Annotated in this window: 24 protein-coding genes; 9 read left to right on the top strand and 15 right to left on the bottom strand. The window is 65.6% G+C overall.

The window, feature by feature from the left end:
- Positions 1–6 precede the first annotated feature (6 nt).
- Both J2R80_RS07495 and J2R80_RS07500 read right to left on the bottom strand, forming a co-directional pair.
- On the bottom strand, positions 7–1,089 hold the full coding sequence (locus tag J2R80_RS07495) for a zinc-binding alcohol dehydrogenase family protein (RefSeq protein WP_253638299.1): 1,083 nt from the start codon (positions 1,087–1,089) through the stop codon (positions 7–9).
- Between the two features lie 134 nt (positions 1,090–1,223).
- Positions 1,224–2,423 (bottom strand): MFS transporter, encoded by a 1,200-nt coding sequence (locus tag J2R80_RS07500; RefSeq protein ID WP_253638300.1) that lies wholly within the window; start codon positions 2,421–2,423, stop codon positions 1,224–1,226.
- Between the two features lie 172 nt (positions 2,424–2,595).
- Here J2R80_RS07500 and gcvA point away from each other — a divergent pair, with 172 nt between their 5' ends.
- Positions 2,596–3,507 carry a transcriptional regulator GcvA gene (gene gcvA, locus J2R80_RS07505; RefSeq protein WP_057020944.1) on the top strand — a complete coding sequence of 304 codons (912 nt, stop codon included), beginning with the start codon at positions 2,596–2,598 and terminating at the stop codon, positions 3,505–3,507.
- Positions 3,508–3,520: 13 nt separating this feature from the next.
- On the opposite strand, the gene rimM is transcribed toward gcvA, so the two are convergent.
- The 3 genes from rimM to ffh all read right to left on the bottom strand — a co-directional run bounded on the left by rimM (position 3,521) and on the right by ffh (position 6,026).
- On the bottom strand, positions 3,521–4,042 hold the full coding sequence (gene rimM / locus J2R80_RS07510; protein WP_057020943.1) for a ribosome maturation factor RimM: 522 nt from the start codon (positions 4,040–4,042) through the stop codon (positions 3,521–3,523).
- A gap of 18 nt (positions 4,043–4,060) precedes the next feature.
- Positions 4,061–4,393 (bottom strand): 30S ribosomal protein S16, encoded by a 333-nt coding sequence (gene rpsP / locus J2R80_RS07515; protein ID WP_016847621.1) that lies wholly within the window; start codon positions 4,391–4,393, stop codon positions 4,061–4,063.
- A gap of 85 nt (positions 4,394–4,478) precedes the next feature.
- Complete coding sequence (gene ffh / locus J2R80_RS07520; protein WP_018269389.1) at positions 4,479–6,026, bottom strand: signal recognition particle protein; 1,548 nt, start codon at positions 6,024–6,026, stop codon at positions 4,479–4,481.
- A gap of 426 nt (positions 6,027–6,452) precedes the next feature.
- On the opposite strand from ffh, the gene J2R80_RS07525 reads away from it, so the two are divergent.
- On the top strand, positions 6,453–7,517 hold the full coding sequence (locus tag J2R80_RS07525) for an MBL fold metallo-hydrolase (RefSeq protein ID WP_057020942.1): 1,065 nt from the start codon (positions 6,453–6,455) through the stop codon (positions 7,515–7,517).
- 145 nt (positions 7,518–7,662) lie between these two features.
- On the opposite strand, the gene J2R80_RS07530 is transcribed toward J2R80_RS07525, so the two are convergent.
- Both J2R80_RS07530 and J2R80_RS07535 read right to left on the bottom strand, forming a co-directional pair.
- Positions 7,663–8,403: an SIMPL domain-containing protein gene (locus J2R80_RS07530; protein WP_253638301.1), complete on the bottom strand. Its 741-nt coding sequence runs from the start codon at positions 8,401–8,403 to the stop codon at positions 7,663–7,665.
- A gap of 5 nt (positions 8,404–8,408) precedes the next feature.
- Positions 8,409–9,113 (bottom strand): GyrI-like domain-containing protein, encoded by a 705-nt coding sequence (locus tag J2R80_RS07535; RefSeq protein WP_253638302.1) that lies wholly within the window; start codon positions 9,111–9,113, stop codon positions 8,409–8,411.
- A gap of 183 nt (positions 9,114–9,296) precedes the next feature.
- Here J2R80_RS07535 and dapF point away from each other — a divergent pair, with 183 nt between their 5' ends.
- Positions 9,297–10,181 (top strand): diaminopimelate epimerase, encoded by an 885-nt coding sequence (dapF, locus tag J2R80_RS07540; RefSeq protein WP_253638303.1) that lies wholly within the window; start codon positions 9,297–9,299, stop codon positions 10,179–10,181.
- Between the two features lie 18 nt (positions 10,182–10,199).
- Positions 10,200–11,474 carry a tRNA (N(6)-L-threonylcarbamoyladenosine(37)-C(2))-methylthiotransferase MtaB gene (gene mtaB, locus J2R80_RS07545; protein WP_253638304.1) on the top strand — a complete coding sequence of 425 codons (1,275 nt, stop codon included), beginning with the start codon at positions 10,200–10,202 and terminating at the stop codon, positions 11,472–11,474.
- A 259-nt stretch (positions 11,475–11,733) separates the two neighbouring features.
- Here mtaB and J2R80_RS07550 read toward each other — a convergent pair whose 3' ends face one another.
- Together J2R80_RS07550 and J2R80_RS07555 are read right to left on the bottom strand one after the other, a co-directional pair.
- A complete protein-coding gene (locus J2R80_RS07550; protein WP_253638305.1) occupies positions 11,734–12,873 on the bottom strand; it encodes a DUF2336 domain-containing protein in 1,140 nt (379 codons plus the stop codon).
- Positions 12,874–12,977: 104 nt separating this feature from the next.
- Entirely contained in the window at positions 12,978–13,679 is a 702-nt protein-coding gene (locus tag J2R80_RS07555) for an RluA family pseudouridine synthase (protein ID WP_253638306.1), read from the bottom strand.
- 49 nt (positions 13,680–13,728) lie between these two features.
- Here J2R80_RS07555 and ftsY point away from each other — a divergent pair, with 49 nt between their 5' ends.
- On the top strand, positions 13,729–14,676 hold the full coding sequence (gene ftsY / locus J2R80_RS07560; protein WP_038384709.1) for a signal recognition particle-docking protein FtsY: 948 nt from the start codon (positions 13,729–13,731) through the stop codon (positions 14,674–14,676).
- A gap of 82 nt (positions 14,677–14,758) precedes the next feature.
- Positions 14,759–15,361 carry a septation protein A gene (locus tag J2R80_RS07565; protein WP_057020937.1) on the top strand — a complete coding sequence of 201 codons (603 nt, stop codon included), beginning with the start codon at positions 14,759–14,761 and terminating at the stop codon, positions 15,359–15,361.
- A gap of 180 nt (positions 15,362–15,541) precedes the next feature.
- Here J2R80_RS07565 and J2R80_RS07570 read toward each other — a convergent pair whose 3' ends face one another.
- The 5 genes from J2R80_RS07570 to ccmA form a co-directional block, all read right to left on the bottom strand.
- Positions 15,542–16,135: a DsbE family thiol:disulfide interchange protein gene (locus J2R80_RS07570; RefSeq protein WP_057020936.1), complete on the bottom strand. Its 594-nt coding sequence runs from the start codon at positions 16,133–16,135 to the stop codon at positions 15,542–15,544.
- Positions 16,132–16,311 carry a heme exporter protein CcmD gene (gene ccmD, locus J2R80_RS07575; protein WP_057020935.1) on the bottom strand — a complete coding sequence of 60 codons (180 nt, stop codon included), beginning with the start codon at positions 16,309–16,311 and terminating at the stop codon, positions 16,132–16,134. Before ccmD ends, J2R80_RS07570 begins: the two co-directional genes overlap by 4 nt.
- Positions 16,312–16,315: 4 nt before the next feature.
- On the bottom strand, positions 16,316–17,095 hold the full coding sequence (locus J2R80_RS07580; RefSeq protein WP_057020934.1) for a heme ABC transporter permease: 780 nt from the start codon (positions 17,093–17,095) through the stop codon (positions 16,316–16,318).
- 75 nt (positions 17,096–17,170) lie between these two features.
- A complete protein-coding gene (ccmB, locus tag J2R80_RS07585; protein WP_057020933.1) occupies positions 17,171–17,839 on the bottom strand; it encodes a heme exporter protein CcmB in 669 nt (222 codons plus the stop codon).
- Positions 17,836–18,438: a heme ABC exporter ATP-binding protein CcmA gene (gene ccmA / locus J2R80_RS07590; protein WP_253638307.1), complete on the bottom strand. Its 603-nt coding sequence runs from the start codon at positions 18,436–18,438 to the stop codon at positions 17,836–17,838. The genes ccmB and ccmA overlap by 4 nt, the downstream gene beginning before the upstream one ends.
- A gap of 240 nt (positions 18,439–18,678) precedes the next feature.
- On the opposite strand from ccmA, the gene acnA reads away from it, so the two are divergent.
- The 3 genes from acnA (at position 18,679) to J2R80_RS07605 (ending at position 23,286) form a co-directional block, all read left to right on the top strand.
- Positions 18,679–21,399, top strand: a complete 2,721-nt coding sequence (gene acnA / locus J2R80_RS07595) for an aconitate hydratase AcnA (protein WP_229190000.1) — start codon at positions 18,679–18,681, stop codon at positions 21,397–21,399.
- A 226-nt stretch (positions 21,400–21,625) separates the two neighbouring features.
- Entirely contained in the window at positions 21,626–22,387 is a 762-nt protein-coding gene (locus J2R80_RS07600) for a thioredoxin family protein (RefSeq protein ID WP_057020930.1), read from the top strand.
- Positions 22,388–22,914: 527 nt separating this feature from the next.
- Positions 22,915–23,286 (top strand): DUF2794 domain-containing protein, encoded by a 372-nt coding sequence (locus J2R80_RS07605; RefSeq protein ID WP_028340822.1) that lies wholly within the window; start codon positions 22,915–22,917, stop codon positions 23,284–23,286.
- 221 nt (positions 23,287–23,507) lie between these two features.
- On the opposite strand, the gene J2R80_RS07610 is transcribed toward J2R80_RS07605, so the two are convergent.
- Positions 23,508–24,299 (bottom strand): Bax inhibitor-1/YccA family protein, encoded by a 792-nt coding sequence (locus J2R80_RS07610; protein ID WP_021078796.1) that lies wholly within the window; start codon positions 24,297–24,299, stop codon positions 23,508–23,510.
- Positions 24,300–24,443: the final 144 nt, after the last annotated feature.

The raw sequence follows: 24,443 nt of genomic DNA on the forward strand, positions 1-24,443 counted from the left end.
CTCTGGTTACGGCACCACGGCCGTGAGGTCGAGGCTCTGCATGATCGCCGCCGCGTCCACCGCGCGTCGGAAGTCGGCAAGCTTGAAGGTCGCGACATTGATCTTGCGCAGGTCCAGCAGGCCTTCGGCGGCGAGGCCGGCGAGCTGGCCTGGTGCCGTGCGGTCGTACATGAACTGCCCGACCACCTCCCAGTCGTTGGCCAGCATCTCGCGGAACGAGAGTTCGAGCGGCACCTCGGCGCTGCCCATCAGCACCATCCGGCCGCCACGCCTGAGCGCGCGCAGGGAGGACAGCGTGGTCGAGGTGCTCTTGGCGGCGCCGAGCAGATCGAGCGCGACATCGGCGCTGCCGCCAGCGGCGCGGCGGATGACCGCAAGGTCGGCTGCGGCATCGCCGCTGACGACGGCGGGAATGACGCGCGGGCCGAACGCGTCGCGCAACTGCTCGAGCGCGGCCTCCTTGCGGCCGACGGCGACGACGCGGCCCGCGCCCATCGCGACCGCGAGCATCACGCCGCCCGAACCGAAATAGCCGGTCGCGCCGTTGACAATGATGGTCTGCCCGCCGCGCAGGCCGGAGCGCTGCAAGCCGCCGAACGGCACGATCAGTTTTGCGAGCCCGATCAGCTCGGTCGCCCGCTTATCGTCGAGATTGGCAAGTGGCGTAACGCAGGCGGCCGGCCAGTGCGCGATCTCCGCGAATACGCCGTCGCGCCAGCGCGCCTGCAATGCGAGCGCCTCCGGCGTCGTCACCGTGGCGGTGAGGCCGATCAGGATCTGCGGCGGATCGCGATCCGGCACGTCGCCGCGCAGATGCGGGCTCAGGAACACGCGGTCACCGCTTTGCACGTGCGTGACGTTGTCGCCGGCGGCGACGACGCGCGCGATCGCGTTGGTGCCCGGCACGAACGGCATCGGTGGCAGGCTGTAGGGCAGTGCGCCGGACAGCAGCCTGTTGGTGTAGGACAGCACCATGCCGGCTTCGATCCGCACCACAACGCCGTCGGGCGCGGGCATCGGCGTCGTGACATCCTCGAAGCGCAGATCGTTGTGGGCGTGCAGCCGCCAGGCCTTGTGCGTGCTTGTCATTGGGATGCTCCGTGAGACCATTGCTTAAGTAGCCCGGATGGAGCGAAGCGCAATCCGGGAATCACGCAAGCAATGACGAGCGGCTCCGGATTGCGCTGCGCTTCATCCGGGCTACGGGCTAACCCACGTTATGGTCACGCCGTCGTCGGATCGTCAGCGAGATGCCGCGCGAGCGCGACGGCAAGCGGACAGATCGCCAGCGCCGTGAGCGCGGTTGCTGCGGTCGCGAGCGACGGGCCGAGCGCGTCGCCAAGCAGGCCGTAGATAACAGGCGCGACGGCGCCCGATCCGATAGTACCCGTGTAGAACAGCGCGAAGGCGCGCTCGGTCTGGTGTGCCGGCGTGAGCTCGGGCACTGTGCCGTAGAGCACCGAGGAGGTGCCGTTGAGCATCACGCCGAGCAGCGGCAGCAGCACGATGGCCGGCGCCAGCGGCAACACCAGCACGGCCACGATCAGCGCCGCCGTACCACCTTCGGTGATCAGCACCGTGCGCAGCGTCCCGACCCGCGCGCCGAGCCATCCGCAGGTGAATTTTCCCGCCGCGCCGCCGATGAAGACCAGCGCCAGCGCAAGGCCGTTGGTCGGCAGCGAGGCGCCCTTGTCGCGCAACAGGAACGGCAGGAAGGTGAGAAAGCCCATCCTGACCGCGGTGTCGAGAATTCCGATCGCGAGCAGCCAGTGAAAGCCGCGGCCTGTGCTGGCGCCGCGCGATGCTGATGCCGCCTTGTGCTCGGCGCCCTTGCCGACGGCCGGCATCCAGAGCGCAATGCAGACCGCGACGAGCAAGCCTGCGAGAGCGAGCACGAGCAGCGCGTGCCGCCACGACATGATCACCAGCAGGATCGAGGTCAGGGCCGGGATCGCCGCCTTGCCGAGATCGCCCGAGAAATTGTAGATGCCGAGCGGCCCGCGCGCCGCCGCGCCATAGGCGCGCGACACTGCGGCCGATGCGATCGGATGCTGCGTGCTCGAGCCCGCGCCGGAGAGCGCGAGCGCCAGGCCGAGGCCAATGACACCGCCGGAGAATCCAGCAAACGCGTAGCCGAGCGCCGACAGCGCCGTGCCCGCGATCAGGATGATCTTGCCGTCGATCCGCTCCGCGATGCGTCCGACCGGAATCTGCAGCCCGGCCATGGCGCCGGCATAGAGCCCACGCAGCAGCGCCAGCAGCCCGTAGCTCAGCGCGAATTCGGCCTGCCAGACCGGCAGCAGCACGTAGATGACGTCGGTGTAGCCGTCGTGGAGCGCGTGGTTGAGCCCGGTCACGGTCAGGGTGCGGGTTGACCGGGCACGGTCGGGCCGCGCCGTGCCAGTTTCGGCCGACACGCTCATTGCCGCCCTCCTGTGCAAGAAAATCTAAAGTTGGGGCGGGCGGGCATCAGGCGGGGACCTCAGAAAAGAAAGCCGTACAAGTAGCTTGCATGGCAGTATGCGCCGCCAAGGCTGTTGTCACAAATCAGTAATAATCGGATCATGCGTTAGAAAATCTTGTATTGAGGAGTCAATGTTCGTCCCACGCCGCAGCCTGCCACCGCTCAATGCGGTCCGCGCCTTCGAGGCCGCCGCACGGCTCGGCAGCTTCAAGGAGGCCGCCGCCGAGCTCAGCGTGACCCATGGCGCGGTCAGTCAGCAGATCCGCCTGCTCGAGGAATGGCTGGGGGCGCCGTCGCTGTTTCGGCGATCGGTGCGGCGCGTGGTGCTGACGCCGGCAGGCGCGGCATTGCTGGCAGAGTTCGCGCCCGCGCTCGACCGGATTTCCGCCGCCGTGCAGCAGCATCGCGAGCGGCGCGGCGATCTGGCGGTCGCGGTGTTGCGCGTCAATGCGCTCGCGACCTTCAGCCTGCGCTGGCTGCTGCCGCGGATGAGCCGGTTTCGCGCCGAGCATCCGGATATCGAGGTACGCTTGAGCACGTCGAACGATCCGGTGGATGCGTTGTCTGAATCATTCGACGTCGTGATCCGCGGTGGCCCCGACACCTTCCACGGCTTCTCGTCACGCTTCCTGGTGTCGGAGCGGAGATTGCCGGTATGCAGTCCGTCGCTATTGGGGCAGCTGCCGCTCAATGAGATCGCGGACCTCTCCAGGCACACGCTGCTGCATGTCACGTCGATGCCGCGGCTGTGGCGCGACTGGCTCACCGAGGCCGGGCAATCCGCGCTGGAGCCGGCGGCCGCGCTGACCTTCGATCACTTCTATCTGACGATCCAGGCCGCGCTCGATGGTCTCGGCGTCGCGATGGGACCGACCGCGCTGATCGCGGACGATCTCGCGGCCGGGCGCCTGGTGACGCCGTTTCCGGATGTCAGCCTGCCGGCGCGGAGCTACTTCGCTTACTTCCCGGCGGGGCGCAGCAACGATCCGCACAGCGCGGTGTTCTGCGACTGGCTCGAGCAGCAGGGCCGGATGACGGGTTGAAGATTATTTTCGATCAGGCCGCCGACGGATCGTCGCCGTCGATTTCCTTGGGCAGGTCGATCACCACGCGGCCACCGTCGAGATCGACAGTCGGCACCACGGCATTGGTGAACGGCAGCAGCATCGTCGCGCCCTGCGGCGGGGCGATCTCGATGATGTCGCCGGCGCCGAAATTATGGATCGCGATCACCTTGCCGAGCGGCTGCTCCGTCGTCGTCACCGCGGCGAGCCCGATCAGATCGGTGTGGTAGTATTCGCCGTCGTCGGTGTCCGGCAGCCGGTCGCGCGGAACGTAGAGCTCGAGCCCGTTGAGCCGTTCGGCATCATCGCGGCTGGCGACGCCCTTCAGCGTCACCACCAGATGGTCTTTGGCCTCACGCAGATGCGTGACCTCGAACTGGCGCGTGCCGTCCTTGGTCATCAGCGGACCGTAGTCCTTCACGGCCAGCGGATCTTCGGTGAAGGTCCAAAGCCTGACGGCGCCGCGCACGCCATGCGCAGCGCCGATACGGGCGACACAGACCGGTGCAGCCACCGTGGTCGCCGTTCAGCCTTAAGCCTTGGCGGCGGCTTCGGCCTGCGCCTTGCGCTCCTTGCGCGGCACGGCCTTTTCCGGGTTGTTGCGCGGCGCGCGCTTCTTGACGCCGGCGGCGTCGAGGAAGCGGGTCACGCGATCCGACGGCTGCGCGCCCTTGGCGAGCCAGGCCTTCACCTTGTCCATGTCGAGCTTCAGGCGCGACTCGTTGTCCTTCGGCAGCAACGGGTTGAAGTGGCCGAGACGCTCGATGAAGCGGCCATCGCGCGGGAAGCGCGAGTCGGCGACGACGACGTGATAGACGGGACGCTTCTTGGTGCCTGCGCGAGCGAGGCGGATAACAACGGACATTCAGTTCTCCTTCAAAGGTCGATGTGTTCGATTGATTGGCATTCCGCGTCGCGCCGACCGTATACGAGCCGTCGCGACGAATTCCTCATTTCTTCTTGCCCGGGAAACCGCCGAGGCCCGGCAGCATCGGCTTGCCGGAAAGGCCGGTTAGGCCCGGCACGTTCGGCAAGCCGCCGCGCAGCCCGGCCGGCAAATCCTTTGGCAGATTGGGCAGGCCGCCGCCGGCGCCGCCCTGCATCTTCTCGGCGAGCGCCTTCATCTCCTCGGCCGAGGGCGGCTTCATGCCGCCGCCGAATCCCATCGCCTGCGCGATGCCGGCGAGCGGGCCGCGTTTGCCGCTGCCCATGGCCTTCATCATGTCGGCCATGTTCCGGTGCATCTTCAGCAGCTTGTTGACGTGCTCGACGCTCTGGCCAGCGCCTGCCGCGATGCGCTTCTTGCGGCTCGCCTTCAGGATGTCCGGGTTCTTGCGCTCCTGCCGCGTCATCGAGTCGATGATCGCGACCTGGCGCTTCAGGATCTTGTCGTCGATGCCGGCCGCCGCGATCTGGTTCTTCATCTTGGAGATGCCGGGCATCATGCCCATCAGGCCGCCGATGCCGCCCATATTCGCCATCTGCTGCAGCTGCTCGCGCATGTCGTTGAGGTCGAACTGACCCTTGCGCATGCGTTCGGCGGTGCGCGCGGCCTTCTCGGCGTCGATATTGGCGGCGGCCTTCTCGACCAGCGAGACCACGTCGCCCATGCCGAGGATGCGGCCGGCGATGCGGTTCGGATGGAAGTCTTCCAGCGCGTCGGTCTTTTCGCCGGTGCCGATCAGCTTGATCGGCTTGCCGGTGACCGCGCGCATCGACAGCGCGGCGCCGCCGCGGCCGTCGCCGTCAACGCGCGTCAGCACGATGCCGGTGAGGCCGACGCGCTCGTCGAACGAGCGCGCGAGGTTGACCGCGTCCTGGCCGGTGAGGCTATCCGCGACCAGCAGCACTTCGTGCGGGTTGGCGGCGGCTTTGATCTCGGCCGCCTCCTTCATCATGTCTTCGTCGAGCGTGGTGCGGCCGGCGGTGTCGAGCAGCACGACGTCGTAGCCGCCGAGCTTGCCGGCCTCCAACGCGCGCCTTGCGATCTGCGGCGGCATCTGGCCGGCGACGATCGGCAGCGTCGGAATGTCGAGGTCGCGGCCGAGCACCGCGAGCTGTTCCATCGCCGCCGGGCGGTAGACGTCGAGCGAGGCCATCAGCACCTTGCGCTTGTCGCGCTGGACCATGCGGCGCGCGAGCTTTGCGGTGGTGGTGGTCTTACCGGAGCCTTGCAGACCGACCATCATGATCGGCACCGGCGGCACGGAGTTGATGTCGATGGTCTGCCCGTCGGAGCCGAGCGTGGCGACGAGCTCGTCATGGACGATCTTCACCACCATCTGGCCCGGCGTCACCGACTTGACGACGGTGGCGCCGATCGCCTGCTCGCGGACCCGGTCGATGAAGCTACGGACCACCTCGAGCGCGACGTCGGCCTCGAGCAGCGCGCGGCGCACCTCGCGCATTGCGGCATCGACGTCCTTTTCGGTCAGCGCACCGCGCCCCGTCAGACGATCGAGAATGCCACCAAGCCGTTCCGACAGATTGTCGAACAATGCCGTTGTCCTCTTTTACCTCTCCCCGCCTGCGGGGAGAGGTCGCCGCGCATTTGCGCGGCGGGTGAGGGGGTACAGGGCTATCCACACGCACAGTGCGCGGAGAGAGCTCCTCACCCCGACCCTCTCCCCGCAAGAGCGGGGCGAGGGAGAAGGAAATCCAAACACTTTCGCGCCCGAGGGCGCATCGCGCTGTCGGGCGTTGGCCTCTGGCCTCCAGGACCAGTCGGCGGGTCGAAAAGACGGAGCTTTCCGAGAAAGTGGCCGGGTTAAACGCTGCCGGGGCGGCAAAGTCAAGGAAAGTTTCGCTGAAATCCGCTCAGTCTGGACAGTAAGGTACTGAAATCACGTCGATTTGCCCTATTGGTTCCGAATTCGCCGCTGCCACCCATATAACCGGAGCCTGCCTCCTATTCCGGAACCCGCGTGCTGATCACCCGCCGCCGCCTTCTCGCAACCTTGACCGGAGCCGCCGCAGCGATCGGTGTGCCCTCGATCTGGATGACGACCATGAAAACCTACGACGGCCCCGTGTCCGATCATTTCGACGGCCTGCACTTCTTCGATCCGGACGGCTCGCCGCCGAAATCGCTTGGTGAGGTGCTGCGCTGGCAGTTCGGGGGCGGCCGGAAGCGCGCAGTCTGGCCGGAATGGGCGCCGAGCCCCCATGCCGATACGCCGCCGCCCCGCGTCGAGGGCGACAAGGTGCGGCTCTGTTTCGTCGGTCATGCCAGCTGGCTGATCCAGACCGCGGGCCTCAACATCCTGTTCGATCCGGTGTGGTCGATGCGGGCCTCGCCGTTCAGCTTCGCCGGGCCGAAGCGGCACAACGATCCCGGCATCGCATTCGATAAACTGCCCAGGATCGATGTCGTGCTGGTGTCGCACGGCCACTACGACCATCTCGACGTCGCGACGCTGTCGAAGCTCGCGGGGGCATTTGGTCCTCGCGTGATCACACCGCTCGGCAACGACGTCACGATGCGCGCATCCGATGCCGCGATCAAAGCCGAGGCGTTCGACTGGCATCAGCGCGCCGAGCTCGGCAATGGCCTTGCCGCGACGCTGGTGCCGACGCGGCACTGGTCGGCGCGCGGCCTGTTCGATCGCAACAAGGCGCTGTGGGCGAGTTTTGTTTTGGAGACGCCGGCCGGCAAGCTCTACATCGTCGGCGATTCCGGCTACGGGGACGGGGGGCATTTCCGCCGGGTGGCCGAGGCGCACGGCCCGCTCAGGCTCGCGATCCTGCCGATCGGCGCCTATGAGCCGCGCTGGTTCATGCGCGACCAGCACATGAACCCGGAAGATGCGGTGAAGGCGCTGGCCGATTGTGGCGCCGCCCAGGCGCTGGCGCATCACCACGGCACATTCCAGTTGACCGACGAGGCGATCGACGCGCCCGCGATCGCGCTTGGCGAAGCGCTCGACGCCGCCAAGGTGCCGCGCGGGAAGTTTGTCGCGTTGAAGCCCGGGCAGGTGTTCGAAATCTAAATGCTGTCGTCCCGGCGAAGGCCGGGACCCATTACCCCAAATATTAATTGTTGCGCGACGCTGGGGCCACGATTCCGTTCACAACTAAACTCGGTGGTTATGGGTCCCGGCGAAAGCCGGGACGACGTCAATTGGCTGCCTTGAATTACTTCTCCTTGATCGCCCAGGAGACGCTGACATTGACCGTCAGTGTTTCCTCGCCTTGCGCCACCGGCGTCGGCGCGGCGAAGCCGGCCGTTGCCATCTTGGGACGGAACACCGGGACCGGCGCCGAGCCGACCTCCGCAATATTCACGGGTGCGCCGAGCGTGACGCCGGCGGCCTTGGCGTAGATCTCGGCCTTGCGGCGGGCGTCGGCGATCGCCTTCTCGCGCGCCTCGTCGAGCAGCTTCGAGGCCTGCGACACCGAGAAATTGAGCCCGCCGATATCGTTGGCGCCGGCGCCGACCAGCACGTCGATGACGCTGGCGACCTTGCTTACATCGTGCAGCCTGATCGTGACGCGATTGCTCGCATGGTAGCTGACGATGCTGGGCGGGGCGTTCGGCGACGACGGCCCACGATTGGCGAATTGCGGCTGCAGCGACAGCCGCGAGGTCTGAAAGTCCTTCTCCGCGATCCCGGCGCCCTTCAGCGCGGCCAGCACCTTGCCCATCGTCACATTGTTGGCTTCGGCGGCTTCGCGTGCGGTCTTGGCGTCGGTGGTGACGCCGGCGTCGAGCTGCGCCTGGTCGGGCGGCGCCGACACGGTCGCCTCGCCGGTGACCGAAACCGCCGGCGGAAAGTCGTCATTCGCCAGTGCGGGCGCAGCCAGCAGCGTGGTCGCGATCAGGGTGGCGGCGAAGGAGAGGCCAACGGGGAGGCCAAGCGGTAGGCGATGGGTCATCTGGCTCACTTCAGGGGTACGTAGACGTTGATCACAAGCTTGTCCTCCGCGGTCTTCAGCGGATCGGTGATGTATTCCTCGATAAAGGTGTCCTTGGCTTCGAGCTTCTTGTCGTCGAGGTGGTTGGTGATCGCCTCATAGGTGTTGTCCATGTTGTCGTAGGAACCGCGATGGACGAACTTCAGCGCCTTGCCGTCGGGCGAACTGCCCATGCTCATGTTCTTGCCGAGGTTCTTAACGTCCTGATCGACCGGGATCTCGGCGATGAAGGTGAAGCCGGTGTCGTCGGTCGAGGTGTAAACGATCATCGGATTGCCCGATGCCTTGACGCCGTCCTTGTCGAGCAGCGCGGTGAGCTGCTTGAACGCCTCGATCAGGGCGTCGAAGGCGGAATCCCAATTGGCCGTGCCCTTCAGCATCACGACCTTTTTCGGCTCCAGCGTGAACGGCTCGCCGAAGGGATCGGCGGTCTGCACCGGGGCTGCCGGCGCCGGCGCCGGGGTCTGCGCTGCGGCCGGGCTGTCGGCCGGCGACTTGGTCTCGGCCGGCGGGGGCACCGGTGTCGCCGACGGTGCAGGGGCAGGGGTCGGGCTCGCTGCGGGAGCGGGCGAGGCTGACGGCGACTGGGCAGGGGCCGGGCTTGCCAGTGCGATCGCGGCCAAGGGCAGCAGCGCGACCAGGGCCGCGCGGAGCGTGTTGATACGGTTCATTGGTTTTTCTCCATCCCCTGCCTCGAACGGCCGCTCGATCTGTCCCGGCGCGCGGTCCGCGAGGTGCGATATTCCTAACACGCAAGTTCTGCATTCGTCCCATGACAGATGTGTCATGGGGCCATTCAGGCTGGCTAACTGGCCACCACTCGCCATATAACCGGGCAGAATTTGGGAAAATCGATGAGCGCGCTCGCCAATCACGCATTCGCCAAGATGAACGGCATCGGCAACGAGATCGTCGTCGTCGACCTGCGCGATTCAGCGGCACAAGGTCGGGCACAGGTGTCGGCGGCGGAGGCGCGCGCCGTGGCTTCGCCGGCGGGCGTGCCCTATGACCAGCTGATGGTGCTGCAGCCGCCTCGGCTCGACGGCACCGAAGCGTTCATCTCGATCTACAACAATGACGGCTCGGAGGCCGGGGCCTGCGGCAACGGCATGCGCTGCGTGGTGCGGCGGATCTTCGAGAAGACCGGCCAGACATCAGCGACGTTCCAGACCCGCGCCGGCCTGCTCAATTGCTGGCAGGGGCCGGCGCCCGATCTCTACACCGTCGACATGGGCGCGCCGAAGTTCGGCTGGCAGGACATTCCGCTGGCTGAGGAATTTCGCGACACCCGCTACATCGAGCTGCAGGTCGGGCCGATCGACAATCCGGTCTTGCATTCGCCCTCGGTGGTCTCGATGGGCAATCCGCATGCGATCTTCTGGGTCGACGACGTCAATGCCTACGACCTCGAACGTTTCGGGCCGCTTTTGGAAAACCACCCGATCTTTCCGGAGCGCGCCAACATCACCCTCGCCCATATCGTCGATCGCGACCACATCACGATCCGCACCTGGGAGCGCGGCGCCGGTCTCACCAAAGCGTGCGGCTCGGCGGCCTGCGCGACGGCGGTTGCGGCGGCGCGGCTGAAGCGTGCCAATCGCAGCGTCGAGATCACGCTGCCCGGCGGCAAGCTCGGCATCGAGTGGCGCGAGCGCGACGATCACGTGCTGATGACCGGCACCGCCGATTTCGAATATGAGGGCCGCTTCGATCCGGCGCTATTCGCCAGCGTCGCTTGATCGGGCGTGAGATCGGTTATGGGCGTCGATGTCGTCACCTTTGGCTGCCGCCTCAATTCATTTGAATCCGAGGTGATCAGGCGCGAGGCGGAGCAGGCCGGGCTTACCGATGCCATCGTCATCAACAGTTGCGCCGTCACCAACGAGGCGGTGGCGCAGGCGCGGCAGTCGATCCGCAAGTTGAAACGCCAACGCCCGCATGCGCGCATCGTCGTCACCGGTTGTGCGGCGCAGACGCAAAGCCAGATGTTCGCCGAGATGGCCGAGGTCGATCGCGTCGTCGGCAATGACGAGAAGATGCGCGGCGAGGCGTGGCGCGTGACACGTTCAGCATTCGAGGCGCCGTTCGGCATCGATGCGAGCGAGAAGGTCGCGGTCGCCGACATCATGGCGGTGACCGAGATGGCGCCGCATCTGCTCGACGGCTTCGAGCGCGGCCTGCCTCGCGTATTCGTGCAGGTGCAGAACGGCTGCGATCATCGCTGCACCTTCTGCATCATCCCCTACGGCCGCGGTAATTCGCGCTCGGTGCCGATGGGCGCGGTGGTCGATCAGGTCCGCGCGCTGGTCGAGCGCGGCCATGCCGAGATCGTGCTGACCGGCGTCGATCTCACGAGCTATGGCGCCGACCTGCCGGGCGCGCCAAAACTCGGCCAGTTGACCCGGCAGATCCTGCGCCATGTGCCCGAGCTGAAGCGGCTGCGCATCTCGTCGATCGATTCGATCGAGGCGGATCGCGACCTGCTCGATGTCATCGCCGACGATGCGCGGCTGATGCCGCATCTGCATCTGTCGTTGCAGTCCGGCGACGACATGATCCTGAAGCGGATGAAGCGCCGGCATTCACGAAAGGACGCGATCGATTTCTGTGCGCAGGTCCGCCGGCTGCGGCCGGACATCGCTCTCGGCGCCGACATCATCGCGGGCTTCCCGACCGAGTCTGAAGCGATGTTCGCGCGTTCGCTCGATCTGGTCGCGGAATGCGATCTTACCTTCCTGCACGTGTTTCCCTATTCGAAGCGCCCCGGAACGCCCGCCGCACGGATGCCGCAGGTCGATGGCGGCGCGATCAAGGAGCGCGCCAGGCGGCTGCGCGCGGCAGGCGAAGCCGCGCTGCTGCGCCGGCTTGACGCGGAAGTCGGCGCGATGCGCGAGGTGCTGATCGAGAGCGAGCGGCAAGGCCGCACCGAGCACTTCCTGCCGGTCGCGATCGAGAGAGATGTGCCGGGCATGGTACGCGCGATGACTATCCGCGGCCATGACGGTGCGCGGCTCATTGCATCGGGCCGCTGAGAAAGTTCGCTCCCATTGTTCTCCCGGCGCAGGCCGGGGCCCATTACCCCAGATCTCAATTGCTGCGCGACGCTGGGGCCGCGATCTCGCACGGTCACAGAATGCGGTGGTTATAGGTCCAGGCTTTCGCCACGACAACGAATGTGGGGAGCCGCGCATGGCGCGTCCGGAGCAGCGGACACCTGCATTTCGCATGTGATGATACTGAACCAGCTATTTGACAGGTTGAATCTCTACATGCGCATCGTGCATGACGCACTCAGTGCGTGCGCCCGCCCAGCCTTGCCGGCTGCGACGCGCGAACCTGCCAGAACCGCAGCAGGCGATCGGCGTTTTCGCGGGTCAATTTCGTGAACTGGCTCTTCGCACGGGCGAGCTCGACCGGTCCCATGGAGCCGGTGGTATAGCGACATTCCATCACCGCGGCGGCGGTATCCCAACTCAGGCCTGCCGCCCGGCACGGCACCAGCAGGCCTTCGCTGCGCAGGCTTTGCATCAGGGAGCGGATCACCTCGATGTTCGACTGCGCAAGATACGCCAGCGCAACGATGGTCTCTTCATATTTTCGCTGCCTGGCGAAGCCGAGCAGTGAGGCTTCGTTGAGCTCGCCGTCGTCCTTCAGCTTCGCGACGTGGTGCTTGGCCGCGGTGAAGTCGCGGACTTGCGACATGTCGCGCTCGACGCCGGCGGCGACCGCTGCGATCGCATGCCGAATTTCTTCGAACAGATAGGGCGGGGCGCGTTCCAGCAGACGGCCGCGAACCTCTTCCGTCGCGCGGCGCAGGAGCTGAAGGCGGAGCTCCGACGGCAGGTCGGCGCGAATGCCGGTCTCGACCGCAAGCACCGGATCGTGCTCGGCCTGCGCGAGGATGACGGCAAATCCGCCCGGCGATACTTTGGCGCCGGGATTGGTGACCAGGCGGTGGCTCACGCTCGCAAAGCGACGCGCCAGAAGCGCGTCAGTGACGACCTCCTTCAGCCACCAGCGGCCGGAGACGGCGAGCAGATGCTGCTCGCTCTTGGTCCGTGCGATCTCGACCAAATCGTCCGCGCTGAGCCGCGACGATTCCTGCAGGATCGGCCGCGCGATCCTGATCTCGTCATTGCTGGCGAGACGGCGAATGATCGCGGGCGGTGCCTGGGCGACCGGTGCGAGCTGCTCGCTGATGTCGGTGAGCGCCATCCGGGCGCTGATGTCAGCGAGCGCGCGCAACTCGATGGTCTTCACCAGACGCTCGAGCACGTTGTCGAACAGCTCGATCTGTTCGCTGTTGAACTTGCCGGCGGATGCGAGGAAGAGGCTGGTGACGCGCCTTGCCGTGGCCAGGCATTTATCGGCGGAGCCGGCGCGTATCGCAGCCTCGACCTCGTCGACAATTGCTTGTCCATCATTCAGCATTGCTCGTCCTGAGCCGTCGCAGCGCGCTTTTCTAAGCTGCCTTCAGGACTAGCGGATGGGCCTGAATGTTCCGTAAAGGATAATTCTCCGTAAAATCACGGGGGCTACTGCCCGTTCCAGCCGCAGGCCTTGAGCCGCTCCCGCATGTGTTCGGGTGCCGGCGCGACCACATGCACCGGGTCCTTGTTCCTGGAGATCGGGATGCCGATCTCGCGGGAATGCAGATGCAGGGTCGGCTCACCGAAGCGCGGACCATTGCCATAGATATTGTCGCCGACGATCGGCCAGCCCATCGCCGCCGAATGCACCCGCAGCTGATGGGTGCGGCCGGTGACCGGCTCCATCGCGAGCCAGGTGAGGCCATCGCCACGCCCCAGCACCTTCCAGTTGGTGATCGCCTTCTGGCCATCCGGGTCCGGCCTCTGCCACCAGCCGCGCTCGGCGTTGAGCCGGCCGAGCGGCATGTCGATGGTGCCTTCATCCTCGGCAGGGCCGCCCTCGACCACGGTCCAATAGGTCTTCGAGATCTTGCTGTGCTTGAACAACAGCCCGAGCGAGGCGGTTGCCTTGCGGTGACGTCCCAGGACGAGGCAGCCCGAGGTGTCCTTGTCCAGCCGATGCGCCAGCACCGGCGGCCGCGGCAGGCCGAACCGCAGCGCTTCGAACGAGGCCTCCAGATTGGGGCCGCCCTTGGGACCGCGATGCACCGGCAGGCCGGCCGGCTTGTCGATCACCAGCATCAGGCCGTCGCGGTGGAGCACCCGGCCCAGGATTTCTTCCGCGGTTAGTTGGGGAACATCGATCAATTCGTCGAGACTTTCGTTTATGGGCCGAAACGGCTAACACGTCCGCGCCATGAACGATACCACTGCGGGAACTCCAAAACAGAGCTGGTGGCAGCGGCTGAAGGGCGGCCTGAAGCGGACCTCGAGTTCGATCGGGACCGCGGTCGCCGACCTCGTCACCAAGCGCAAGCTCGATTCGGCCATGCTCGATGACATCGAGGATGTGCTGCTGCGCGCCGATCTCGGTACCGATGTCGCGGTCCGCATTGCGGAGGCTGTCGGCAAGGGGCGCTACGACAAGGCGATCTCGGCCGACGAGGTCAAGGACGTCGTCGCGACCGAGGTCGAGAAGGTGCTGTCGCCGGTGGCGAAGCCGCTCGAGATCGATACCGCGAAGCAGCCGTTCGTCATCTTGGTGGTCGGCGTCAACGGCTCCGGCAAGACCACGACGATCGGCAAGCTGGCCGCGAAATTCTCCGCCGAGGGCCGCAAGGTCATGCTGGCCGCCGGCGACACCTTCCGCGCCGCGGCGATCGAGCAGCTCAAGGTTTGGGGCGAGCGCACCAAGTCGCCGGTCATATCAGGCGCCCAGGGCTCGGATTCGGCGAGCCTTGCCTTCAGCGCGCTGACCGCGGCCAAGGAGCAGCAGCGCGACGTGCTGCTGATCGACACCGCCGGCCGCCTGCAGAACAAGTCCGAGCTGATGAACGAGCTGGAAAAGGTCGTGCGCGTCATCAGGAAGGTCGATGCGTCGGCGCCGCACGCGGTGCTGCTCGTGCTCGACGCCACGGTGGGACAAAATGCGTTGTCGCAAGTCGAGGCGTTTCATCGTACGGCAGGCGTCACGGGGCTCGTGATGACCAAGCTTGACGGCACGGCGCGCGGCGGCATCCTTGTCGCGCTGTCGGAGAAGCACAAGCTGCCGGTGCATTTCATCGGCGTCGGCGAAGGCGTCGAGGACCTCGCGCCCTTCGCGGCGAAGGATTTTGCCAAGGCAATTGCTGGAATCGAGGCATGACCCCGACCCGAAGGGCCGCGTTAGCGCAAAGTGGACACCGGTTTTCGGATCGGGTCATGCCTCAAATCAAAGTAGAGAGTTGATGGACAAGACCCAGCCGCATCCGCTGTTCAAGCTGGCGACCGAACTCGGGCCACTGCTCGTGTTCTTTATCGCCAACGCCAAGTACCATCTGTTCGTCGCGACCGGCGCGTTCATGGTGGCGATCGTGGCCGCGATGATCGCATCCTATGTGGTGACCAGGCACGTGCCGATCATGGCGCTGGTGACCGGCGCGATCGTCTTGGTGTTCGGCACGCTGACGCTGGTGCTGCACGACGAGACCTTCATCAAGGTCAAGCCGACCATCATCTACGGGCTGTTCGCGGCCGTGCTCGGCGGCGGGCTGTTGTTCGGCCGGTCCTTCATCGCCATCATGTTCGACCAGGTGTTCAACCTGACGCCGCAGGGCTGGCGCATCCTCACCCTGCGCTGGGCGCTGTTCTTCGCCGGCATGGCGGTGCTCAACGAGCTTGTCTGGCGCACGCAGACCACGGATTTCTGGGTGAACTTCAAGGTGTTCGGCGTGACGCCGCTGACCATGATCTTCGCCATCGCCCAGATGCCGCTGACCAAGCGCTATCACCTTGAGCCGGTCTCGCTGGAGGCGAGCGAGGCCGACGCGGGCGACGTGCGGAAGGGGTGATCAGCACTCTGCTCCCTCGCCCCGCTCTCTTGTCCGCCGAAGCCCGCCTTCGGGCGAAGGCGGATGCGGGGAGAGGGTGGGGTGAGGGTCTCTCCACGGATAGGCTCGGAGTTTATTACAAACACCGTCCAAAGCCCCTCGCCGTAAAGGACGGGGAGAGGTGAGCGCAAGTAACGGCTATCAACTGCCCGCCGCGAGCGCCTTCTCGATCTCGGCCTTGAGCACGCGGTTGACGTTGTCCGGAGTCACCGGGCCGACCAGCTTGTAGACGATGGTGCCCTCGCGCCCGACCAGGAAGGTCTCGGGCACGCCATAGACGCCCCATTCGATCGAGGCGCGGCCGTTGCCGTCGACGCCGACGATGCCGAACGGATTGCCGTAGCGGCCGAGGAAGCGCCGGGCATTCTCGGGCGAGTCCTTGTAGTTGATGCCGATGATCTGGAAGCGCTTGTCCTTGCCGAGCTCGGTCAGCAGCGGCGCCTCGTCGTGACAAGGCACGCACCACGACGCCCAGACATTGACGACCGAGACCTTGCCCTTGAAGGCGGCGGGATCGAGCCCCGGGACCGGCGCGCCGTCCCGCACCAGGCCGTCGAGCGCGGGCAGGGCGGTCTGCGGCGCCGGCCGGCCGATCAGCGCCGACGGGATTTTCGAGGGATCGCCGCCATAGAGCCGCAGCAGGAACAGCCCGGCGAGGCCGAGGAAGATCAGCAGCGGCAGCACCACCAGCAGGCGGCGGGCTTGCGGCGGGCTGTTGGTTGCCTGATCGCTCATCTTATATCCGCCGCGCTGCGGCCGGAGCGACGCGTCACGCCGCTGGCCTCGATCTCCCTGAGGCGCGCCTGTTGCCGGCGATAGTCGGCGATGATCCAGACGATCAGCAGCAGCACGACCGCCGCGACCAGCGCGTAGGAGGTCACGATGAAGGAGGCGTAGGGACCAAGCGCCATCGTGTCACGCCGCTCCAATTTCGTTTGACGCGCTTTGATCGCGCGAACCGGTCGTGAACGAGACGCGGCTGGCCTGTATCATCTGCAGGCTGCGCACGCGCCGGCGCAGGATCTCGTTGCGCATCGCCGCCAGGTGCAAGGTGATGAACAGCAGCGAGAACGCGATCGCCATCACCAGCAGCGGCCACAGGAACGCCTTGTCGAGCGTCGACCCGCCGGCGCGAAACACCGAGGCCGGCTGATGCAGCGTGTTCCACCAGTCGACCGAGAACTTGATGATCGGGATGTTGATCGCGCCTACCAAGGTCAGCACCGCCGCCGCCCGTGCCGCACGTGACGGATCCTCCACCGCGCGCCACAGCGCCATCAGGCCGAGATACATCAGGAACAGGATCAAGACCGAGGTCAGGCGCGCATCCCACTCCCAATAGGTGCCCCACATCGGCCGGCCCCACAGCGAGCCGGTGACGAGCGCAAGGAAGGTGAAGGCGGCGCCGATCGGAGCGGCGGTCTTTCCGGCGACGTCGGCGAGCGGATGCCGCCAGACGAGCGTGCCGAGCGCGGCCACGCTCATGACGCCCCAGACGAACATCGACAGCCACGCATTCGGAACGTGGATGAACATGATCTTCACCGTGGCGCCCTGCTGGTAGTCGTCGGGCGCCATCGCCGACTGGTAGAGCCCGATCGCGAGCAGGATCGCGGTCACGCCCGCGAGCCACGGCAGGATGCGCGCGGTCAGCGCCAGAAACTTGGTCGGGTTGGCGAGGTCGGTCAGCGTCATGGCACCCTGATAATCGTCCGACGTGTCGCAGGCAATTGGCCGATTTCCTCCGGGCGAGATTTGATCGGGCTCATTTCAGTCCAGCCCGTGCCGCAGGCTCGCGGCGGCGGCAAAGGGGCCGATCACGAGGCTGGCAAGCGACAGCGCGCAGAGGATCGAGAACGGCGTTCCAAACGGCAAAGGGCCCGATATCGCCGCCTGCGAGGCCGCAACCCCGAAGATCAGCACCGGGATCGACAGCGGCAGCACCAGCACCGCCAGCAATAGCCCGCCGCGATGCAGCGTCACCGCCAGGGCCGCGCCGATCATGCCGGTGAAGGTCAGCGCCGGTGTTCCCGCCAGCAGCGTCGCGGCGACCGCGAGCGTCGCGGTGCCGTCGAGATTGAGCAGCAGGCCGAGCACCGGGGTTGCGATGATCAGCGGCAGGCCGGCGGCGATCCAGTGCGCCAGTGCCTTGGCGGCGCAGGCGAGTTCCAGCGGCGTCCGGCTCATCACGATGAGGTCGAGCGAGCCGTCCTCGTGGTCGGCCGTGAACAGGCGGTCGAGCGTGAGCAGGCTCGCCAGCAACGCGCCGAGCCAGAGGATGGCGGGCCCGAGCCGCGACAGCAGCGCGAGATCCGGTCCGACCGCGAACGGCATCAGCACCGTGACGGTGAGGAAGAACAGCACGCCGATCAGCGCACCGCCGCCGACGCGCAGCGCGATGCGGATGTCGCGCCGGATCAAGGCGCCAAGCGCGCTCATGCCGCGCCTCCCATCCGCAGATCGCGCGCGTCGATGCCGAGCGGCAGATGCGTCGCCGCGACGATCAGGCCGCCCCGTGCGAGATGGTCGCGCATCAGGTCGATGAACAGCGCCTGTCCGGCCGCGTCGAGCGCCGATGTCGGCTCGTCCAGCAGCCACACCGGTCGCCGCACCGAGAGCAGGCGCGCGATCGACAGGCGGCGGCGCTGCCCGGCGGAGAGGTAGGCCGCCGGCAGATGCGCGGCGTGGTCGAGCGCCACGGCGGCAAGGCACTGCCCGGCATCCTTGGTCTCGCCGCCGAGGAATTCCCGCCAGAAGGACAGATTTTCCGCAACGCTCAGCGCCGGCTTCAGGGCGTCGCGGTGGCCGAGATAGTGGGCCTGCTCAGGCAGGCTGAGCTCGGCGTCGCCGCCTTCGAGCGCGACCACACCCTCGGCGGGAACCAATAGCCCGGCGAGGACGCGCAGCAGCGAGGTCTTGCCGGCGCCGTTAGGGCCGCTGATGGCGAGCGCCTCGCCTGACGTGGCCGACAGATCGAGGCCGGAAAACACCTCGCGTCCGCCGCGCACGCATTTCAGATTTCGTCCCGAGAGCCGCATGGTTCGTCTTGTCACAGCCCTCTGAAATCTTTCGCTACCGCGTGAGAATTTTTGGGTCGCGCAACGCTGTCGCACGCTTGTCGGTGTGGCGGCGCTTCTAGAAAGGTTCTATAAGCCCGGAACTTGATGCAGCACACACAATCGGCGGCCGCAACCCACCCCAGGCCATCCCTTGGCCAGTGTCGATCGCCGGTGTTTAGTTACCCTTGCCGGGTATAACTGAGAATTGGGATTCCTCGCATGACCTCGCTCGACAGCTTCAAATGCCGCAAGACCCTGAAGGTCGGCGGCAAGTCCTACGTCTATTACAGCCTGCCCCAGGCAGAGAAGAACGGACTGAAGGGGATTTCGAAGCTGCCGTATTCGATGAAGGTTCTGCTGGAGAACCTGCTGCGCAACGAGGACGGCCGCACCGTCAAGAAGGAAGACATCGTTGCGGTGTCGAAGTGGCTGAAGAAGCGCCAGCTCGAGCACGAAATCGCGTTCCGCCCGGCGCGCGTCCTGATGCAGGATTTCACCGGCGTCCCGGCCGTGGTCGACCTCGCGGCGATGCGCAACGCGATGCAGAACCTCGGCGGCGATGCCGAGAAGATCAACCCGCTGGTGCCGGTCGATCTCGTCATCGACCACTCGGTGATCGTCAACTTCTTCGGTGACAACAAGGCGTTCGCGAAGAACGTCACCGAGGAATACAAGCAGAACCAGGAGCGATACGAGTTCCTCAAGTGGGGCCAGAAGGCGTTCTCGAACTTCTCGGTGGTGCCGCCCGGCACCGGCATCTGCCACCAAGTCAATCTCGAATATCTCGCGCAGACGGTGTGGACCAAGAAGGAGAAGATGACGGTCGGCCGGAAGACCGGCACCTTCGAGGTCGCCTATCCCGACTCGCTGGTCGGCACCGACTCGCACACCACGATGGTCAACGGCCTCGCCGTGCTCGGCTGGGGCGTGGGCGGCATCGAGGCGGAGGCCTGCATGCTCGGCCAGCCGCTGTCGATGCTGCTGCCCGAAGTGGTCGGCTTCAAGCTCAAGGGCCAGCTCAAGGAAGGCGTCACCGCGACCGACCTCGTGCTGACCGTCACCCAGATGCTGCGCAAGCTCGGCGTGGTCGGCAAGTTCGTTGAATTCTTCGGCCCGGGCCTCGACTATCTCTCGGTCGCGGACAAGGCGACCATCGGCAACATGGCGCCCGAATACGGCGCGACCTGCGGTTTCTTCCCGGTCGATGCCGCGACCATCGATTACCTGAAGACCTCGGGCCGCAAGGCCGATCGCGTCAAGCTGGTGCAGTCCTACGCCAAGGCGCAGGGCCTGTTCCGCACCGCCAAGTCGACTGACCCGGTGTTCACCACCACGCTGACGCTCGACCTCGGCGACGTCGTGCCGTCGATGGCCGGGCCGAAGCGCCCCGAAGGCCGCATCGCGCTGCCGGCGGTGTCGACCGGTTTCGCGACCGCGCTGGTCGGCGAATACAAGAAGCCCGAGGGCGAGCAGAAGCGTTATGCGGTCGAGGGCCGTGACTTCGATCTCGGCCATGGCGACGTCGTGATCGCGGCGATCACCTCCTGCACCAACACCTCCAATCCGAGCGTGCTGATCGGCGCCGGCCTGCTGGCGCGCAAGGCGGCCGCCAAGGGCCTCAAGGCCAAGCCGTGGGTGAAGACCTCGCTCGCGCCGGGCAGCCAGGTGGTGGCGGAGTATCTCGCCAATTCTGGCCTGCAAGCCGATCTCGACAAGGTCGGCTTCAACCTCGTCGGCTTCGGCTGCACGACCTGCATCGGCAATTCCGGCCCGCTGCCGGAAGACATCTCGAAGTCAATCAACGAAAACGGCATCGTCGCCGCCGCCGTGCTGTCGGGTAACCGCAACTTCGAAGGCCGCGTCTCGCCCGACGTGCAGGCGAACTACCTCGCCTCGCCGCCGCTCGTCGTCGCGCATGCGCTCGCCGGCACCGTGACCAAGGATCTCGCGGTTGAGCCGCTCGGCATCGGCAAGGACGGCAAGCCGGTGTTCCTCAAGGACATCTGGCCGACCGCCAAGGAGATCAACGCCTTCATGAAGAAGTACGTCACCGCGACGATCTTCAAGAAGAAGTACGCCGACGTGTTCAAGGGCGATACCAACTGGCGCAAGATCAAGACCACGGAAAGCGAGACCTATCGCTGGAACATGAGCTCGACCTATGTGCAGAACCCGCCCTATTTCGAGGGCATGAAGAAGCAGCCGGATCCGGTCACCGACGTGGTCGACGCGCGGATCCTCGCGATGTTCGGCGACAAGATCACCACCGACCACATCTCGCCGGCCGGTTCGATCAAGCTGACCTCACCCGCCGGCAAGTTCCTCAGCGAGCACCAGGTGCGTCCCGCCGACTTCAACCAGTACGGCACGAGGCGCGGCAACCATGAAGTGATGATGCGCGGCACCTTCGCCAACATCCGCATCAAGAACTTCATGCTGAAGGGTGCCGACGGCAATATTCCGGAAGGCGGTTTGACCAAGCACTGGCCCGACGGCGAGCAGATGTCGATCTACGACGCCGCGATGAAGTACCAGCAGGAGAGCGTGCCGCTGGTGGTGTTCGCCGGCGCCGAATACGGCAACGGCTCGTCGCGCGACTGGGCCGCAAAGGGCACGCGCCTGCTCGGCGTGCGCGCGGTGATCTGCCAGAGCTTCGAGCGCATCCATCGCTCCAACCTGGTCGGCATGGGTGTGCTTCCGCTCACCTTCCAGGACGGCACGTCGTGGTCCTCGCTCGGCCTCAAGGGCGACGAGAAGGTCACGATCCGCGGGCTGCAGGGCGACCTGAAGCCGCGCCAGACGCTAACGGCCGAGATCGTCTCCGCTGACGGCGGCAAAAAGGATGTCCCGCTGCTCTGCCGCATCGATACGCTGGACGAGCTCGACTACTATCGCAACGGCGGCATCCTGCATTATGTGCTGCGCAAACTCGCGGCCTAAGGCCCCTTTGTTTGAGCATGGTCTGTCCGGAAAACCGTTTCACACTTTTCCGGACCATGCTCCAACGCGGATTTGTGATCGGTGCCTCACTGCTTAGTGAGTAGCGGCTAAAAAGAAGGCGGCCTATGAAAAGGCCGCTTTCTCGCGTTTTGGGGCACGCAAGTTCAGGGACAGACTTCATGCTCCGTACAATTACGGATGGAAATCATCACGACTGGTTCGCAGTATGACAGCGATGATGGCCTATAACTGTATCTCGCGATGGTCCAGCGCCCTTGGTATCTGCGCAATCGTCGCGATCATCCGCCCCGCCCACGCCGATCCGCGTGCCGTCGTCGAACTCTTCACCTCGCAGGGATGCTCGTCCTGTCCGCCCGCGGACAAGATCATCGGTGACCTCGCGAAGGACCCCAACGTCATCGCGCTGAGCATGCCGATCGACTATTGGGACTATCTCGGCTGGAAGGACACGCTGGCCGATTCCCGTTTCAGCGCGCGCCAGAAGGCCTATTCGCATGTTCGCGGCGACCGCGACGTCTACACGCCGCAAGCCGTGATCAATGGCTCCGCGCATGTGATCGGCAGCGATCGCGCCAGTATCGAGGACGCCATCAAGGACACCGAAAGGAGCGGCAGCGTGATGTCGGTGCCCGTGACGATGACGCTGAGCGGCAAGCAGATCAACGTGTCGGTCGCCGCATCGAAGTCGCCGGCCGTGTCGCGCGGCGAGGTCTGGATCTGCTCGATCTCGAAGTCGGTGCCGATCTCGATCGCGCGCGGCGAGAACCGCGGCCGCGAGATCACCTACCACAACGTCGTGCGCAATCTCCTCAAGGTCGGTGACTGGAACGGTTCGTCCGGGAGCTGGACCGTGCCGCTGGAGAACATCACGCGTGACGGTGTCGATGCTGCGGCGGTGTACGTCCAGGACGGCAACCGCGACAAGCCGGGCCCGATGCTCGGCGCTGCCTTCACCTCACTTCACTAGCGCCTCGCTGCGGTAAGGCGCGATGCGCTGGCTTCCGCCGGTCGCACGCATGTTTTCGTGCAGCCGCATGGCGACAAACCTGCATTCAGTGATCTGCCGAAAGGAAGGCGCCGGTGCTTGGCGCGCGCGTCTTGCTTGCGCAGGTCCCAAAACAAAAAGGACCAACTTTCGTTGGCCCAGTGTTGGGATTTGACTCCCCTGCGAACAGGCCCGATCCCGACGGCCCCGGGGGGCTGGGGGCTGAGGAATCCGGAACCGAAAGGACCGGGCCAACGCAGGATTTCGTTTTCGCAGGGCAGCGGGGCGGGCGATGGGCGGAAGTGGGGCAGCAATATGATTCCGCTAACGTTCCCGTGACTCTGCGGTTTTTCGGACAATCCGCCGCGCGCGGCGGTGGTTAAGGCCCGGTTGCATTGCGATTGGCCCCTTGCGGGCCCGCGCGCTTAGCGCGATCATGTCACTCTCGTGACGATCCCGAAGAGGGGCCTTCGGAACCCGATCGCCACCGAGGTGACAGGAGGCGCTCGATGAGTTTGATCTCGGAGGACACTGATCCGAGCGGGAGTCGTGCCGCGGCGCGCACCGCCGCCGCGACCCCTCAGCCCAATCGCGTGACTTTCAATCGACTTGAACTCAACCGCATTCTCAATCTCTACGGCCGCATGGTCGCCGACGGCGAGTGGCGCGATTATGCGATCGACTTCCTGAAGGACCGTGCCGTGTTCTCGGTGTTCCGGCGCGCGTCGGAAGTGCCGATCTACCGGATCGAGAAGGACCCCCGGCTTGCGCGCAAGCAGGGCATGTACAGCGTGATTTCCGCGACCGGCCTGATCCTCCGTCGTGGCCATGAACTCGAACGCGTGCTGTTCGTGATCGATCGCAAGCTGTCGCTGGTGTAAGCGCGTCAGGTCAGTCCGCTTGTAGCCCGGATGGAGCCAACGGGCCGCGCGAACGCGCTCGATGGCAGGCTCCGCTCAATCCGGGGCCGTTGAAGCCGCGGATGAGCCTGTCCCGGATTTCGCTTGCGCTTCATCCGGGCTACATCACATCTCGCCTCGCCCAAAAGAAAAGCCCCGGCGGAATGGCCGGGGCTTGGATTTGATCGGCTCGCTCGAGGCGCTTAGTCGCGCTGGCCGAGCAGCTGCAGGAGCAGCGTGAACAGGTTGATGAAGTTCAGGTAGAGCGACAGCGCACCAGTGATTGCCGCACGCTCTGCCATCACGCCACCCTGCGAGGCGTAGCCGTAGATGTAGTCGTTCTTCAGCCGCTGGGTGTCCCAGGCGGTGAGGCCCGCGAACACCAGCACGCCGACCACCGACACGATGAACTGCAGCGCCGAGCTCGCCAGGAACAGGTTGACCAGGCTCGCGATGATGATGCCGATCAGACCCATGAACAGGAACGAGCCCATGCCGCTCATGTCACGCTTGGTGGTGTAGCCGTAGAGGCTCAGCGCACCGAACGTTGCCGCGGTGATGAAGAACACGCGCACGATCGAGGTGTGCGTGTACACCAGGAAGATCGACGACAGCGACAGACCCATCAGCGCCGAGAACACCCAGAACAGGAGTTGGGCGGTCGCGGGCTGCAGGCGGTTGATGCCGGCCGAGATGACGAACACCATCGCCAGAGGGGCGAGGATGAACAGCCACTTCAGCGGGCTCACGAACATCGCGTAGCCGAACTGCGTCAGATAGGCGTTGCCGAACTTGGCGACGGCGGCCGACTGGTCGGTCGTCACCGCACCCATGTAGACGCCGAGCGCGGCGAGGCCGGTGATGGCCAGGCCGATGCTCATGTAGTTGTAGATGCGCAGCATGTAGGCGCGCAGACCGGCGTCGACGGCCGCAGCGTCAATGCGCCCGGCGGCCCGGCCGAAAGGAGAAGCGTAGTTGCGGTCTAGGTCCGACATGGTCGAATTCCCGTGGTTGGTCCCGGTGGAGCGCAAGGGATTTGCGGCGCCGGTCGTAAATCTATCTCAGATGGCTCGGTTTGCGGAACATTAATTCCGTGTCATTCAAACCGACTATCCGACCCGATTGGTATGTGGGAAATT

Source organism: Bradyrhizobium sp. USDA 4541, from assembly GCF_024171085.1.
In the GTDB taxonomy this organism is placed as follows: domain Bacteria; phylum Pseudomonadota; class Alphaproteobacteria; order Rhizobiales; family Xanthobacteraceae; genus Bradyrhizobium; species Bradyrhizobium australafricanum.

Coding starts and splice junctions, on each gene's coding strand:
- J2R80_RS07535 (WP_253638302.1), bottom strand. CDS start 9,113: ATGAACCGTATCAACACGCTCCGCGCGGCCCTGGTCGCGCTGCTGCCC.
- gcvA (WP_057020944.1), top strand. CDS start 2,596: ATGTTCGTCCCACGCCGCAGCCTGCCACCGCTCAATGCGGTCCGCGCC.
- J2R80_RS07605 (WP_028340822.1), top strand. CDS start 22,915: ATGAGTTTGATCTCGGAGGACACTGATCCGAGCGGGAGTCGTGCCGCG.
- J2R80_RS07530 (WP_253638301.1), bottom strand. CDS start 8,403: ATGACCCATCGCCTACCGCTTGGCCTCCCCGTTGGCCTCTCCTTCGCC.
- ccmD (WP_057020935.1), bottom strand. CDS start 16,311: ATGGCGCTTGGTCCCTACGCCTCCTTCATCGTGACCTCCTACGCGCTG.
- rpsP (WP_016847621.1), bottom strand. CDS start 4,393: ATGTCCGTTGTTATCCGCCTCGCTCGCGCAGGCACCAAGAAGCGTCCC.
- J2R80_RS07600 (WP_057020930.1), top strand. CDS start 21,626: ATGACAGCGATGATGGCCTATAACTGTATCTCGCGATGGTCCAGCGCC.
- acnA (WP_229190000.1), top strand. CDS start 18,679: ATGACCTCGCTCGACAGCTTCAAATGCCGCAAGACCCTGAAGGTCGGC.
- dapF (WP_253638303.1), top strand. CDS start 9,297: ATGAGCGCGCTCGCCAATCACGCATTCGCCAAGATGAACGGCATCGGC.
- ccmB (WP_057020933.1), bottom strand. CDS start 17,839: ATGAGCGCGCTTGGCGCCTTGATCCGGCGCGACATCCGCATCGCGCTG.
- J2R80_RS07580 (WP_057020934.1), bottom strand. CDS start 17,095: ATGACGCTGACCGACCTCGCCAACCCGACCAAGTTTCTGGCGCTGACC.
- J2R80_RS07565 (WP_057020937.1), top strand. CDS start 14,759: ATGGACAAGACCCAGCCGCATCCGCTGTTCAAGCTGGCGACCGAACTC.
- mtaB (WP_253638304.1), top strand. CDS start 10,200: ATGGGCGTCGATGTCGTCACCTTTGGCTGCCGCCTCAATTCATTTGAA.
- ccmA (WP_253638307.1), bottom strand. CDS start 18,438: ATGCGGCTCTCGGGACGAAATCTGAAATGCGTGCGCGGCGGACGCGAG.
- J2R80_RS07570 (WP_057020936.1), bottom strand. CDS start 16,135: ATGAGCGATCAGGCAACCAACAGCCCGCCGCAAGCCCGCCGCCTGCTG.
- J2R80_RS07495 (WP_253638299.1), bottom strand. CDS start 1,089: ATGACAAGCACGCACAAGGCCTGGCGGCTGCACGCCCACAACGATCTG.
- J2R80_RS07550 (WP_253638305.1), bottom strand. CDS start 12,873: ATGCTGAATGATGGACAAGCAATTGTCGACGAGGTCGAGGCTGCGATA.
- ftsY (WP_038384709.1), top strand. CDS start 13,729: ATGAACGATACCACTGCGGGAACTCCAAAACAGAGCTGGTGGCAGCGG.
- J2R80_RS07610 (WP_021078796.1), bottom strand. CDS start 24,299: ATGTCGGACCTAGACCGCAACTACGCTTCTCCTTTCGGCCGGGCCGCC.
- J2R80_RS07500 (WP_253638300.1), bottom strand. CDS start 2,423: ATGAGCGTGTCGGCCGAAACTGGCACGGCGCGGCCCGACCGTGCCCGG.